Consider the following 12,609-nt stretch of genomic DNA (forward strand, 5'->3'; position numbering starts at 1 on the left):
CAATGTGGGGGAGACATGTACCCTGAGTATTATAAAGGTGTACATGGCATAGAATATAAGATTTCGGATATCTTCTAGACAAAAAAGGACTGAGTGAGGTGGTTTTCCTCACTCAGTTTTTCTTATTAACTCCCTTTTTTTTTACAAAAAGTTATCTACATATTTCTTCGTTTGGTTTTAACCTTCTATTTTTGAAATCGACAGTCCGCCAACCAGGGTAATGATGATTACTGAATGTGATGGTCACTAAATCATTAGGGGGATTGTGAGCACCTTCAAATGTCGTTACCTGCACTGTGACATCAAAATAGAAGCTACCTTGTTCCAACTTTTTTATTTGGAGAATGGTACCACAATAATACTGCTTAAGTTCGCCGTAATGTTTCTCGATTTCTTTATCAATGAAAGGAGTAAGCAATATGTAGATTAAGTCATCACGCAACTGTATTTCATTTTTAGCTTCGGTTGTGGCTTTGACAGGTGAATAGGAGAAAAAAGTGAAGCAGGCAATCATTAACAAAAAACTTTTCTTCATAAAACCCACCCATTCCAGTTTTCTTTTATAATGTACAATTATGGTAGTTCTTATTAAGCTAACGGGCATTACCACAACAATGGTAATACTAATGCTTTTAATAAAAGGCAGAATTCTTTAAAAAGAGACGATCTTCTTCAATCAGGTGTTAAAGACATGATAGTTGTATAAAACGGTGATATAATAATCGTAAAGAGTAAAAGGGGCGGTGTATATTATGAAGTGGTCAGAGGTTAGAAGAATGTACCCAAATCAATATGTTAAACTTAACATCATTGACTTTTACCTAGAAGATGATAAAAAGATTGTAACTGATGTTGCCTTAATTAATGTTATTGAAGATCCTAAATTAGCTACTAAAGAGTTACTTAAATCTAAGGGCGATACTATTGTTTACCATACAGGGGCTGAAGAAATCGTTATTGAGATCAGAAAAGCAATAGGTTTAAGAGGTATGAGGTTATGAAGGTAGAATTTGTAAATCATTTACTAGAAGTTGAAATGACGATTTCCTACAAAGGAAAAAAGAAAACAATAGATAAGCTTGTTATTGATACAGGTGCAGCTCATACTCTGATTTCATCTGATATTGTTGATGAGATAGGCATATACTTTGAAAATAGTGATTCTCTTGTAAGCTCTTATGGAATTGGCGGTGAGGAGTATTCTTTCCGTAAACCAGTTGATTTTATCAGGCTAGGAAATTATGAAATTTCAGATATGAAGTTAGACTTTGGTAATTTAGATAATTGGGGAATCAATGGACTAATTGGACTAGATATATTAATGAATGGACAGTTTATCATTGATTTAGGGAAATTAGAATTAATCCAAAATTAGTAATGCAGATAAATCTATTGATACTACGGCTGCACAATGCTAGAAATTTTAAAGATTAACATCAGGGCATGGATAAATGCTATGATGTTATTTTTTATATTAAAACACTGATGTTTGCGAGATAGTGCACTTAAAGTAAATGTGCAAGAGTTAAATAAGAGATCATCACATTGATGGTTTTGGGTAAAATATTTGGGATATTATGTTAAAGTTGAATTATAAGAATCTTGAACGAAGCAGGATAGTGTGAAAAAGGGATTTCTAATTTCTATATAGAAAAGCTAATAGAAAAATACTTTTTTATCTAATTATTATAGGAGGGGTAGGTATGACATTAGGTACAAGTATATTTGGTTTGTTGTCTTTGATATTTACCATTGCATTACCTGTGTCTTTGATTTTTTTGATGATTTGGATTAACCAGATTAAGAGAAATAGCGAGACTCAAGTAGAGAAAAACAAAGAAATTATTCGATTGTTAAATAAAGAGAACACCCAATGATAATATAAAAGCTGTTTATTAAACTATAGGGGAGCTTTACTATAATAATAGGATATATGTGCTAAAAGGCGAGGGACACAGTTTGAATGAAAATAAGACTTCTAAACTTGAGAAATGGAGAGCAAAATATGCTTCATTAGCTGTTGCGATAGGTTGTCTATGTAGCGTTGTTGTAAGTTGGGGAGATAATTGGTTTATGACAGCGTTTTTATTAGCTGGGGTGTTAATTTGTGGAATAATAGGCGTTTATAATTTAAAACGCAATAAAAGTATTTAAAGTTTGTTCCTTCTTCGTCAGGTTGTTTTTTAGCTTTCGGGCTTTGGTATAGACTTTCCCTATTTTTTAACGATTTTCTTCGTCTTTTTCTTTTGGGCGGGTTTCTTCTGTGTCTTAAGACATCGACATTAAGGAGTTATTCGAGGTGGAGTAGTCCTCTTGCCATAGTAATCGTTATATGTACGTCAAAGTTGCGAAAAAAATTAAAAGTCAGGAAGAAAACGAAGGTAAATTATTTGAGGTTATGAATGATAGTACCTGATGATTTTTAGGTTATTTACAGAAGGTGAAGCGTATTAAATAGGACATAAGTTTTAAAGTTGTTGTACGTCTATATAATTTGACAAAATACTATCTACGGCTTATAAGGGTTATCGCTATACAACGATTAAAGAGGGAGTTATTCGACACTCCCTTCCCACATAAAAGCCCCCCTAGATTTATTAAAGAGGGGCAATAATATTAATTTTATATGTTACTTTATTACGATACTTGGAGTGTATGTTGTTAGTATTTCGATTACATCATTTGGTGTTAAAAACACATAATGTTCTAATTGATTGGGCTCATAAATACCTGAACTTTCTTCAAGAAACCATTTTATATATTCAGAGTTTTTGACTTTAAATAAAGTCCACTCGCTATAAAAATCTGTACCGTATTGTTGGTCTAAATAATTTAGTTTTTTCAATAATGAGCCTTCATCCGTATTTCTATAGGATAATACACCCTCTTCAAACTTAACTACAATTTTACTTTTATCTTTTTCATCGCTGAACTCTAATATTATACCTTCTTTATTATCAATAAAAGTATCATTATATAATTTTGAGGGTAATCCATTTATCGGTATCCATCTTTCCCAATGTTCCAATACTCTTCCTCCTATTACAATTAATAGCGAAACTTAGTTTTCTTTTTTCCGTCTTGAATTTCAATTGTTGGGCGACCATCACTACTCTTCTTTCTTACTATCACTGTTCTTCCATCTGGTAATTTACCAATTTTTAAATCTGGAGTATTCTTGGTGATATTTGGTTGCAATGACTCAAAGTCTTTTAATGCTTTATCAAACCCTCCAGATAAGTCATATTGAGAAGTTCTACCCTTAGTCACTCTCCCAGGTGTTGCGTTTTTAATTAAATCATCTACAGTTTTACTACTACCCTTAGTATTAAATGCTTTTTTTATCTTAGAGCTCACTACATCAAATGTCTCTTTAGCTCCTTTTACACTTATTTTAACTCCATGTACTGCAGTTGCCCCTAAAGCTGGTAGTGTAAAGTGATACAACCTTATTTTTTCTTTATCACTCTCAGATACATAAGGACTTACTAATGCTTCAAGTGCTTCATTTATAGTTAAATCTCTAGGATCTTTATATGTGACTGGTGGTTTATCAACCTGATCATAATACCTCGAATCCCAAATGAAACTTTGTGCTTCTGTATACTTATTTGGTTTTGGACACATAGGCGGGTTGCTTGATTTTGAATTGTTGGCATTTCCTTTTATATTTCCTACATTCACTTTTGCGGCAAGCACCTGTTTATTCATCTGCTTTTTCTGGTTGCTAATTTGTTCCTTCTTCGTCAGGTTGTTTTTTAGCTTTCGAGCTTTGGTAAACACCTTTCCTCTTTTTTTAACGATTTTCCCTATCTTTTTCTTTACAGTCTTCTTCTGTGTCTTAAGGGAGGCGACTACTTTCGGTTTTGTTGGTTTAGTGACTATCTTTTTGTTGGCAGCTTTCGATGCCTTTTTTAATGCTTGTGCCCCTTTTTTTATAACGCCCTTAACTGGAACACTGCCAAGAGCACTTATAGCGGCACCCTTCCATTTTCACCAGATCACCTTGGATATCTGTGATCCCATCCATCACGATGTTGCTGGTATTACAAGTAACGTGAATGGATTCTCCAGCTTTAATTTGGAGCGCTTGTCCACCTGTCAGTTCAAAGTCTTTTTCAGCTTGAAAGAGTACGTTATGCCGACTATGAACTTCAATGCCTACCTCGGTATCAAGCGTAGGGAAAATCGCCCCGTCTACTGTCTCCTTATATTTTACTATTAATTTCCCTAATTCGGTAGATGAAGCAAGTTTGTCAACTGAATCTGCTCCTAAATAATCACTCTTTCTATAGCAAACGGCTGATTCATTCAGTTTCATAGATTCACTCCTCGAGACAACCACTTTATAACATTTCTGTTTTATTATGTATCTAATTCTACTTTGTAGATTAGTTTATATCCTTCGTTTTGTAAATCTTTTACTTGTATTTTAATGTATATTTTTGTAATTATTCCCAATGTTTTATTATAAAAAACACCCCAACTCCAATGAAAAGTGTCATTGAAATTGAAGTGTTAATTTATGAAGTCAAGCTCTTTTTATTTTTAAAATAATATATTCCATGTAAATTGCCGCTCTTATTGGTTTTAATGATGGGCATCTTTTTTTATAATTCATTGCGAGCCCCCACATAATGATAGTAGATAATAGTGGAGAAATCTTTTGAGTGTAATTTCTTATAGGCTCTATTTTATCTTCTATTACTCTTTCTGATATATTCATAGGAGCTTTTCCAGATAGAATATAATATATTGTCGCTGATAAACTGTAAATATCTGAATATACGCCTTGTTCAGATGAATTCGAATAAAATTCGAGCGGAGAAAAACCTGTTGTAGTAAAAGCTGTGAAACTATTTTGCTCTTTAAAATAGATTGCTGAGCCAAAATCAAGGATAGTAGGCTGCCCATCCTTTCTAATCATAATATTACTTGGCTTTATGTCGCGGTGAATAATGCCACTTGTATGTAAATAGTCTAGTGCATCTAGTAGCGGAAGTAGCGAATTCTTTAAAAAACAAGATAAAGAAGTTATATGATGTTCCTTTATCATTTCATCAAGTCTTATTCCCTCACCATATTCCATTGCAATATAGCATGTACCATTTTCTTCGAAATGATCATCATATCCGATAATATTCTGATGATTTAGTTCCTTCATAATTAAAGCTTCTTGAATAAAAACATCCCTTAATTCTTTAAACTTCTTCTTAAAAGAGGGAGATTTATGCAAAACTACTTTATCGTCTAAATCACGTAAAGCCAACGATTTAGGGAAATATTCTTTAATTACTTGAATTTCCTTGTTTCTTAAATTCTCCGCCAAATACACAATAGATAATTCACTATCGGAAATAATCTTTATTATTCTATAGTTATTATTCAATATTATGTTTTCCTTTAGATAAGCACCCTCTTCAGTTGAATGCACAAGATTCCCTCCATGTTCATTCTTATCACTACAAAAAAACGTCTTACCATGAAAAAGAGGCTGTTTATAAGTCAGCCTCTTTATTTATTTTTATTTATGAAATAATTGTAAATTTGCTCAATCGCTTGGTCCTTCATTAATTCCTTGCCATATTCAATAACCCGATAAATTGTGATTGTAGCAGGCGTTCCAAATTCAGAAAGAATTGCGATGATATTTTCTGTCGTCTGCCCATTCAGCTCTTCTTCTTGTAATTCTAAATAAAAATGCTTTTGAAAGGAATAAAGCTTGCCACCGTCAATCCCTAAAACATGAAGTCTTGAGCTTAAGGATATAATATCCTCAAGTGACTGAAATTCATAAAAAATATCATCACTTTCATCAACGGTCACTTGCATTTCTATATAATCGTCATTAAATCCCTCTTCTTCATCCAGGGCCGATAAATCTTTCGTCACAATAATGACCATCCCTTGAGCCTGAAGAGAGTATACTTCAATCGCTATTGGCCCATCGGCTTCAAACCCTAATTCATCACTTGCCTCACTCATCATATCGCGGAAGAGTTGATGAACCTTCTGACTATCATGCCATAAGTCTTCCTTTGTTAAACCACGTTCTGTTAAGTCATCAAAAGTTAGAAAGATTTTTATTTTATTATAATTTAAACGCTCTAGCCTCATGAGCTACCCTCCCTTACCATCAACTCCCAAACATCCTTACAATACTATATGTTTGTTTTTTAAGATGGTTCTTATTGTGTAACATTTTTAACCTTAATCTTACACTGTTTTTGAGGGTCAAGACAAGTATTTTGTTTTCGATTGTACACTTACTGCCTTTTAAGCCATTTTTCCCATTCTAACCTCGTTGGACCAATTATATATTGTTGATAATCTTCCGTGAACCGATGTGAGAAAGACTGTATAGCCTGACCGCCAATTCCTATATTCATATCAACATGATTAGCGGTAATCTTATCAATAAATTGCGAAACGATTTCGACAGGATTGATTGTAAATGAGGCAAATAAAAATTTCGGTTTAATCTCATTAATAATCTCTGAAAGATCCTCTTCTTTAACGCTTGTCCCTAAATAAATAACCTTATATCCCTTCCACCTTAAAAAAAGCGCAAACAACAATAATCCTAGTTCATCCTTCTCATTCGGGCCAGTAACGAGAAGAGCTGTTTCAGGCATATAACTATCATATGGGATTGTTTGTACTATTGCCCCAAGTTTTGAACGCATAAAATTAAAAATATATTGTTCATGAACAGTTGTTACTTTCTTTTGTCCCCTTGCTATTTCCATTTCAGCGAAAAGGGCAATTGTTAAATCAATGAAGGCTGTTTCTATAGAAAATAAGCTACAGGCATAATCAAATATTTTACGAGCATGATCTTCTTCAAATTTTAATAGCGCCTGTAATAAATTTTCCTTTATTTCGTGAAAGGCGTAATCAAATTTTTCAGTTTGCATTTGGCGAAGTGTGTTCTTTTCTACCTCGCTTTCCTCAAAAAGCGCAACAGCTTGACTGATTGTAAAGCCTTCATTTATTTTGTTTAAGAGCCACTTTAAAATGATAATATGCCGCTCTGAATATAAGCGATGGCCAGCTTCATTTCGATTTGGTGCGATCATTTTATAGCGCCGTTCCCAAGCCCTCAGCGTCCCTGGCTGAATACCAAGAAGCTTCGAAACGGCTTTCATATTATACTTTCCTTCTTCAAAGGTCATCAGACTTCCCCCGTCAACACCTTTTTCTATAGTATAGTTTATCAAAATTTTGGTGTAAACGTGGTTTGTGCTAATAGCCTCTTTCCTCCAATACCTCCTTACTCCTTTCGATTGATAACACACCCATTACCAATGAAAAAATGAGTAGAAAAATTGCGATTAATATTGATTTTCTCATCAACAATAAGTAACAAAAGATGGAGCTATAATCGATGGCAACCGAAGCCGTCAGCTGTTGTTTTTTCATTATCCAGTATAGTGTTTGTTCATAAGCTGATTTAACAAAGGTTGATAACACTGAAGTTGTCATAATAAAAGCAAGCATGCCAATAAAAAAGCGAACCGGATTCATAATCAAGTCAGAAACAATGTAGGGCAAATTATCCAAATTGGCCCTTGGAAGGAGTGAAATTGCTATATATCCACAAACGAAAGCAAATAAAAGCAACAGTATTTTTTTTAACATAAAAAAACCTCCCATTATCAAATATGTAATGAGAGCATAAAAGATGTTTTATTTTAATGCATAGGACAGTCCCCATCCTCCATAAAATGAATTGACCTTGTATATCAGTAATAACAAAGGAGGATATGCGATGTTTACATTGCGGAAATATTGGTACCCCTATGCTAGTCCATTTGACCCTTGCCCGCCGATTCCTTGTAAACAGTATGTAACTGCGCCAAACCTTTATATAAATTTTCAACCCCCTGGATTACAACAATTCCATCCCAAAAATGCCCTATATGCTGGAACACTTTGGTGCGCTTTTTATGACCCTTATTTCAATGTACATGAATTGAAAATGAGGGAGGAAAATGAAGATGCATAAACAAATGCCGCAAGACTATTACACTTTGCTAGAAGAACTGCAAACAGTCGATTTTGTTTTAGTTGAACTAACTTTGTATTTAGACACACATCCACGAGACCTTCAAGCGATTGAACAATATAATCAATATGCAAGGCTAAGAAAACAAATAGCTAAACAATATGAAATGTGTTTTGGTCCTCTTCTTCAATATGGTCATAGCTATTCTAGATACCCATGGGATTGGGATAACACACCATGGCCTTGGCAAGTTTAGAATGCGGAAGCGCCCGTTCAGCGAAGCTTACGAGTCGCTGGGCGCTGAAGCTGGACTGAATAGAAAGCGGAAGCCCTAGAGAAATTCAACACGGGGGAGGAACAAAAGAAAATGTGGATTTATGAGAAAAAATTGCAATATCCCGTAAAGGTTAGCAAATGTAATCCGATGCTGGCCAAATTTTTAATTGAACAATACGGCGGGGCTGACGGAGAGCTCGCTGCCGCCTTACGCTATTTAAATCAAAGATATACAATACCTGATAAAGTCGCGGGCTTATTAACAGATATCGGCACAGAAGAATTAGCCCACTTGGAAATGATTGCCACGATGGTCTATAAGCTCACAAAAGATGCCTCTCCAGACGAAATGAAGGCAGCTGGACTTGATGGCCATTATGCTGACCATGATAAGGCATTATTTTATCATAATGCCGCGGGAGTGCCATTTACGATTACTTATATTCAAGCAAAAGGCGATCCAATTACTGATTTATATGAAGATATCGCTGCGGAAGAAAAAGCAAGAGCTACTTACCAATGGTTAATCAATTTATCTGATGATCCATGTATTAATGACAGCCTGCGTTTCCTTAGGGAACGAGAAATTATTCATGCCCAACGCTTTAAAGAAGCAGTGGAAATCTTAAAAGAGGAAAGAGGGAAAAAGAAGTATTTTTAACAGGGCTGAGATTGTCAGCCCTTTAGTCACTTTCATAATAAAGATTGATATTATATTTTTCCTTCATTTCTATAAAGAAATGATGGCGCTGCTTCCGTTTTTCACCATCTGGCCAAAGTTCTTCGGACCTTTGTATAACTTCACAGCGGAGCGTATTGAAGTCTTTTTCTGCCATATCAGCTTTTTTTTCGACAAACTTCAAGCGGGAGTGAATCGTCACTATAACGGCAATAAATAGATAATGGTACACATTGTTTACTAATAATGAAATCATCATGCCATAATGGAAACGATAAGGCATCACTATAAAAAACAGCAAATATCCAATGAAAAAAGCTACAATGACAAGAAAAGCAAGTTTATAAAATCTTAACTCTGCCTCTTTTTTATCAAACTTCCTTTTTAATTGAAGCAAGTCTTTTATGATAACCTGTCCCACTTCATCTAAATAGTGATGCATCTTTTCCACAAGCCCACCTCATTCTTCTTCCAACCTAACGTCTACAATACATGTATTCATGCTCGCAAAAAAGTATTCCTAAGCATGAGAAAAAGGCTGTCCGAAACATGACAGCCTTTTTTCTCATTTAACCGGTATTTTTAAAACTTGCCCTGCAATGACAGTGCCATTTCCATCTAGCCCATTTGTACGCTTAATAATGTCTTCACCAGCTCTACTTTTATAATATTTCATCGAGATTCGATACAATGTTTCACCAGCTTTTACTTTATGGTATACAATGCGCTCATTTGATGCTTTTTTAGTTTCGACTGAGGTTGTTTCGTTCTCAGCTGTACTTGGCTGCTTTTCAGTGACAGCACTTTCTTGACTATCTGCCTCAACTGTTTCCTGACCAGTTACCGAAGCATCTGCTACATTGGCTCCGTTTGTACCGTTGGAAACATCTTCATTAGGCTCAACCACTTCTACTTCATTTTGAAAATTTACTTCATGATCCTTCATTTCTACTACATCGATATTGGAATTCCCCTTGTCTCCTTGCCTTGTCTCAGCTACACTTAAATTTGTTAATTGAACATTATCTTTCCACAGATTGTAAGTAGCTACTAAGCAGACGATTATTATAAATATTAAAGCAAGTAAACGAATCAAAGGGAATCGAATTCGGATTTTTGTTTTTTTCTTTTCTTTTTTGCTATGAACTTCGCTTCTCGATGGTAATTCGGAAACAACAATCTCGGTAGATTCATTTTGTTTTTCTTCAATTATTTGTTGATTATTCTCCATACGCTTCCTTAGTCCTTCCGCTTGGTCATCAAAATCATGGTTTGCCGGCATGTTATCACCTCTAGTTTAAAACTCGATGCAAATACTTGATGTGAATAATTAATGCAAAAACAAAATCGATTAAAAAATGCATAAAAATTGTCACTAAAAGATTTTCGGTTATAAGGTAAATCCATCCTATATAAAAGCTCAGAGAAATGACAACAATCAATAAAGTCCATTTGTATAAATAACGGAAATGGAGAATCGCAAACACAATACTAGCAATTAAATACCCAAAATGCGTCTGGAGAATGCCCCGAAAAAAAAGTTCTTCGGAAAAAGCAACAATGATACAAATGATAAAAATATGCCATATTGGTCTTTTTTGAAAAACTTTTTCATTAACTCCACCATCATCATACATATGTTTTGGTAAAGATTTCATTAGTATTAAATCGATAGCTATTACAATAATAGCACTTCCACCGCCAAAAAGGAGGATTTCTTTTATGTTCAACTTCCAAATTGCAAAAAATGCATCTAAATCCTCAAATAAAAAGAAGCCTATCACAGAAGCTAGCGTTATAATAATGAATTGGGTTAAGTAAAGATGAAGGAGCACCTCTCGATCATCCATCTCATGTATGATATCGGCTTGACGTTTAGCCATTAACAGTTCACCACCGCATAAAAGTTCCTGTTTTAGTTACAATATAGATAGCCTAATTTTAACAAATTTTATTAAAAAAAGGGGGACTCAATTAATGGAATTTAGGAAACCTTCTCTGATAAGTATTCTCAATGTACTTTACTATTGAAAAGTTGGACAAAGCGATTTACAATGTTTATGAGCGTGTAATGCGACTCAAACAATTTTTAAATAATTTTACAATTTGTGGGAGGTATTTTTCATGGCAAAGTATACGATTGTTGACAAAGAAACTTGTATTGCATGTGGTGCATGTGGTGCATCTGCGCCTGACATCTATGATTACGATGATGAAGGGATCGCATTTGTAACATTAGATGATAATCAAGGTATTGTTGAAATTCCTGATGTGTTAATCGATGACATGATGGATGCATTTGAAGGTTGCCCAACTGACTCAATCAAAGTTGCTGATGAGCCATTTGATGGTAATCCAACTAAATTTGAATAATAAATACATAAAACCTCTCAACTTTTACAGTTAAGAGGTTTTTATTATTCTTTATGGTAATTCAGGTGCATCAACGACAGGAACTTCACCACTCATGGATTCTAAGAAAGCAACAAGTGAATCAACTTCCCCATCTGTTAAATTAAGTGGTTGTATTAATGGATCTTTATTCGGATGATTGTCGCCGCCTTTATTATAGTAATTTACGACATCCTTAAGTGTAGCAAGACTTCCATCATGCATAAATGGTGCAGTATGTGCTACCCCTCTTAATCCAGCGGTTTTGAACTTCCCTTTGTCTGCCTCTTGATTAGTAACGGCAAATCGTCCATCATCACCTTCAATACCTAAGTTATGGAAGTTGTTGTCTGAAAGCAAGGGACCAGCATGGCAAGACATACAATTTGCTTTACCAGCAAATAATTTCATACCTTCTATCTCTTGTTCATTTAACGCACTTGTCTCTCCTGCTATAAAACGATCAAATCTCGTATCAGTAATTGTTATTGTTCTTTCGAATGCAGCAATAGCTTTAGCAATATTTTCAGCAATAATCTTTTCATTAAAAACTTTATTAAATTCATCTACATAACCAGGGACTGCGCTTAGTTCAGCAACTAATTCGTCAAGATTTTGATTCATCTCAACTTCAGATTGAATCGGTCCAAGAGCTTGCTCCTCTAAACTGCCAGCACGACCGTCCCAAAAGTTAGATGTATAATAGCCAGCATTTATGATGGTCGGACTATTACGTGTACCTTTTGCTCCTTCAAATCCAATAAAAGTAGGCAGATTATCTCCATATCCAGCCCCTGTTGCATGGCATGAGAAACAACTTAATTTATTGTTTCCAGATAATCTTGGATCAAAATAAAGCTTCTTACCAAGTTCCACTTTTTCTTCAGTCATCGGATTATCCGCTGGTACTGGAATATCACCAATGGGTTGAAATTTCGCAATTAAGTCCTGCAATTCTTGATCAACTACGGTACTCTCCACTAATGGCGGTTCAGTAGGTAACGTGTTTACCCCTTCCTCTTTACTACTACATGCGCCAAGAAGCCCAATCAAAATTAAAACAGCCCCTATCCATTTTAGCGCTTTCATTTTACCAACCCCTTTTTCTAATAATAGACAACATATTATTTTTTTATTGTTTATGTTATCTAAAATCAATTATAAAGTTAAAATTATTATTAGGTTCTGTCGTTATTTGACATTTTTGTGAATTATTCCAAAACAAACATTGCTATAGTATTTATCTTATTTAAAG

General features: G+C 34.6%; 20 protein-coding genes. 8 read left to right on the plus strand and 12 right to left on the minus strand.

Annotated elements, in window-relative coordinates; translation table 11 throughout:
- Positions 1 to 151 precede the first annotated feature (151 nt).
- A complete protein-coding gene (locus GX497_00105) occupies positions 152 to 535 on the minus strand; it encodes a DUF3888 domain-containing protein (GenBank protein HHY71636.1) in 384 nt (127 codons plus the stop codon).
- A 217-nt stretch (positions 536 to 752) separates the two neighbouring features.
- On the opposite strand from GX497_00105, the gene GX497_00110 reads away from it, so the two are divergent.
- The 4 genes from GX497_00110 (at position 753) to GX497_00125 (ending at position 2,154) form a co-directional block, all read left to right on the plus strand.
- Complete coding sequence (locus tag GX497_00110) at positions 753 to 1,001, plus strand: hypothetical protein (protein ID HHY71637.1); 249 nt, start codon at positions 753 to 755, stop codon at positions 999 to 1,001.
- Positions 998 to 1,375, plus strand: coding sequence for a clan AA aspartic protease (locus GX497_00115; protein HHY71638.1), 378 nt, complete (start codon positions 998 to 1,000; stop codon positions 1,373 to 1,375). Before GX497_00110 ends, GX497_00115 begins: the two co-directional genes overlap by 4 nt.
- Positions 1,376 to 1,703: 328 nt before the next feature.
- Positions 1,704 to 1,877 (plus strand): hypothetical protein, encoded by a 174-nt coding sequence (locus GX497_00120; protein ID HHY71639.1) that lies wholly within the window; start codon positions 1,704 to 1,706, stop codon positions 1,875 to 1,877.
- 82 nt (positions 1,878 to 1,959) lie between these two features.
- Positions 1,960 to 2,154 carry a hypothetical protein gene (locus tag GX497_00125; GenBank protein HHY71640.1) on the plus strand — a complete coding sequence of 65 codons (195 nt, stop codon included), beginning with the start codon at positions 1,960 to 1,962 and terminating at the stop codon, positions 2,152 to 2,154.
- A 475-nt stretch (positions 2,155 to 2,629) separates the two neighbouring features.
- Here GX497_00125 and GX497_00130 read toward each other — a convergent pair whose 3' ends face one another.
- The 7 genes from GX497_00130 to GX497_00160 all read right to left on the minus strand — a co-directional run bounded on the left by GX497_00130 (position 2,630) and on the right by GX497_00160 (position 7,641).
- Entirely contained in the window at positions 2,630 to 3,028 is a 399-nt protein-coding gene (locus GX497_00130) for a hypothetical protein (protein HHY71641.1), read from the minus strand.
- A gap of 20 nt (positions 3,029 to 3,048) precedes the next feature.
- On the minus strand, positions 3,049 to 3,783 hold the full coding sequence (locus tag GX497_00135) for a hypothetical protein (protein HHY71642.1): 735 nt from the start codon (positions 3,781 to 3,783) through the stop codon (positions 3,049 to 3,051).
- A 163-nt stretch (positions 3,784 to 3,946) separates the two neighbouring features.
- Positions 3,947 to 4,321: a hypothetical protein gene (locus GX497_00140; GenBank protein ID HHY71643.1), complete on the minus strand. Its 375-nt coding sequence runs from the start codon at positions 4,319 to 4,321 to the stop codon at positions 3,947 to 3,949.
- 210 nt (positions 4,322 to 4,531) lie between these two features.
- Entirely contained in the window at positions 4,532 to 5,434 is a 903-nt protein-coding gene (locus GX497_00145; protein HHY71644.1) for a serine/threonine protein kinase, read from the minus strand.
- Positions 5,435 to 5,514: 80 nt separating this feature from the next.
- Complete coding sequence (locus GX497_00150; protein ID HHY71645.1) at positions 5,515 to 6,117, minus strand: genetic competence negative regulator; 603 nt, start codon at positions 6,115 to 6,117, stop codon at positions 5,515 to 5,517.
- Between the two features lie 149 nt (positions 6,118 to 6,266).
- Positions 6,267 to 7,175 (minus strand): MerR family transcriptional regulator, encoded by a 909-nt coding sequence (locus GX497_00155; protein HHY71646.1) that lies wholly within the window; start codon positions 7,173 to 7,175, stop codon positions 6,267 to 6,269.
- A gap of 70 nt (positions 7,176 to 7,245) precedes the next feature.
- Positions 7,246 to 7,641, minus strand: coding sequence for a hypothetical protein (locus GX497_00160; protein ID HHY71647.1), 396 nt, complete (start codon positions 7,639 to 7,641; stop codon positions 7,246 to 7,248).
- A gap of 130 nt (positions 7,642 to 7,771) precedes the next feature.
- Here GX497_00160 and GX497_00165 point away from each other — a divergent pair, with 130 nt between their 5' ends.
- From GX497_00165 to GX497_00175, 3 genes are all read left to right on the plus strand, one after another.
- On the plus strand, positions 7,772 to 8,008 hold the full coding sequence (locus tag GX497_00165) for a spore coat associated protein CotJA (protein ID HHY71648.1): 237 nt from the start codon (positions 7,772 to 7,774) through the stop codon (positions 8,006 to 8,008).
- Positions 8,001 to 8,264 carry a spore coat protein CotJB gene (locus GX497_00170; protein HHY71649.1) on the plus strand — a complete coding sequence of 88 codons (264 nt, stop codon included), beginning with the start codon at positions 8,001 to 8,003 and terminating at the stop codon, positions 8,262 to 8,264. Before GX497_00165 ends, GX497_00170 begins: the two co-directional genes overlap by 8 nt.
- A 111-nt stretch (positions 8,265 to 8,375) precedes the next feature.
- Entirely contained in the window at positions 8,376 to 8,945 is a 570-nt protein-coding gene (locus tag GX497_00175) for a spore coat protein CotJC (protein HHY71650.1), read from the plus strand.
- A 22-nt stretch (positions 8,946 to 8,967) separates the two neighbouring features.
- Here the strand turns inward: GX497_00175 and GX497_00180 are convergent, their stop codons facing one another.
- From GX497_00180 to GX497_00190, 3 genes are all read right to left on the minus strand, one after another.
- Entirely contained in the window at positions 8,968 to 9,405 is a 438-nt protein-coding gene (locus tag GX497_00180; protein ID HHY71651.1) for a DUF2663 family protein, read from the minus strand.
- A 123-nt stretch (positions 9,406 to 9,528) separates the two neighbouring features.
- Positions 9,529 to 10,245: a LysM peptidoglycan-binding domain-containing protein gene (locus GX497_00185; protein HHY71652.1), complete on the minus strand. Its 717-nt coding sequence runs from the start codon at positions 10,243 to 10,245 to the stop codon at positions 9,529 to 9,531.
- A 10-nt stretch (positions 10,246 to 10,255) separates the two neighbouring features.
- Positions 10,256 to 10,846, minus strand: a complete 591-nt coding sequence (locus GX497_00190) for a CPBP family intramembrane metalloprotease (protein HHY71653.1) — start codon at positions 10,844 to 10,846, stop codon at positions 10,256 to 10,258.
- A gap of 241 nt (positions 10,847 to 11,087) precedes the next feature.
- On the opposite strand from GX497_00190, the gene GX497_00195 reads away from it, so the two are divergent.
- Positions 11,088 to 11,336: a ferredoxin gene (locus tag GX497_00195; GenBank protein HHY71654.1), complete on the plus strand. Its 249-nt coding sequence runs from the start codon at positions 11,088 to 11,090 to the stop codon at positions 11,334 to 11,336.
- Positions 11,337 to 11,387: 51 nt separating this feature from the next.
- On the opposite strand, the gene GX497_00200 is transcribed toward GX497_00195, so the two are convergent.
- Positions 11,388 to 12,443, minus strand: coding sequence for a c-type cytochrome (locus tag GX497_00200; protein HHY71655.1), 1,056 nt, complete (start codon positions 12,441 to 12,443; stop codon positions 11,388 to 11,390).
- Positions 12,444 to 12,609 lie beyond the last annotated feature (166 nt).

The sequence above is a fragment of the Bacillus sp. (in: firmicutes) genome (genome assembly GCA_012842745.1).
Taxonomy (GTDB): Bacteria; Bacillota; Bacilli; order Bacillales; family Bacillaceae_J; genus Schinkia.

Coding starts and splice junctions, on each gene's coding strand:
- GX497_00105 (HHY71636.1), bottom strand. CDS start 535: ATGAAGAAAAGTTTTTTGTTAATGATTGCCTGCTTCACTTTTTTCTCC.
- GX497_00110 (HHY71637.1), top strand. CDS start 753: ATGAAGTGGTCAGAGGTTAGAAGAATGTACCCAAATCAATATGTTAAA.
- GX497_00115 (HHY71638.1), top strand. CDS start 998: ATGAAGGTAGAATTTGTAAATCATTTACTAGAAGTTGAAATGACGATT.
- GX497_00120 (HHY71639.1), top strand. CDS start 1,704: ATGACATTAGGTACAAGTATATTTGGTTTGTTGTCTTTGATATTTACC.
- GX497_00140 (HHY71643.1), bottom strand. CDS start 4,321: ATGAAACTGAATGAATCAGCCGTTTGCTATAGAAAGAGTGATTATTTA.
- GX497_00150 (HHY71645.1), bottom strand. CDS start 6,117: ATGAGGCTAGAGCGTTTAAATTATAATAAAATAAAAATCTTTCTAACT.
- GX497_00155 (HHY71646.1), bottom strand. CDS start 7,175: ATGACCTTTGAAGAAGGAAAGTATAATATGAAAGCCGTTTCGAAGCTT.
- GX497_00160 (HHY71647.1), bottom strand. CDS start 7,641: ATGTTAAAAAAAATACTGTTGCTTTTATTTGCTTTCGTTTGTGGATAT.
- GX497_00165 (HHY71648.1), top strand. CDS start 7,772: ATGTTTACATTGCGGAAATATTGGTACCCCTATGCTAGTCCATTTGAC.
- GX497_00170 (HHY71649.1), top strand. CDS start 8,001: ATGCATAAACAAATGCCGCAAGACTATTACACTTTGCTAGAAGAACTG.
- GX497_00175 (HHY71650.1), top strand. CDS start 8,376: ATGTGGATTTATGAGAAAAAATTGCAATATCCCGTAAAGGTTAGCAAA.
- GX497_00180 (HHY71651.1), bottom strand. CDS start 9,405: ATGCATCACTATTTAGATGAAGTGGGACAGGTTATCATAAAAGACTTG.
- GX497_00185 (HHY71652.1), bottom strand. CDS start 10,245: ATGCCGGCAAACCATGATTTTGATGACCAAGCGGAAGGACTAAGGAAG.
- GX497_00190 (HHY71653.1), bottom strand. CDS start 10,846: ATGGCTAAACGTCAAGCCGATATCATACATGAGATGGATGATCGAGAG.
- GX497_00195 (HHY71654.1), top strand. CDS start 11,088: ATGGCAAAGTATACGATTGTTGACAAAGAAACTTGTATTGCATGTGGT.
- GX497_00200 (HHY71655.1), bottom strand. CDS start 12,443: ATGAAAGCGCTAAAATGGATAGGGGCTGTTTTAATTTTGATTGGGCTT.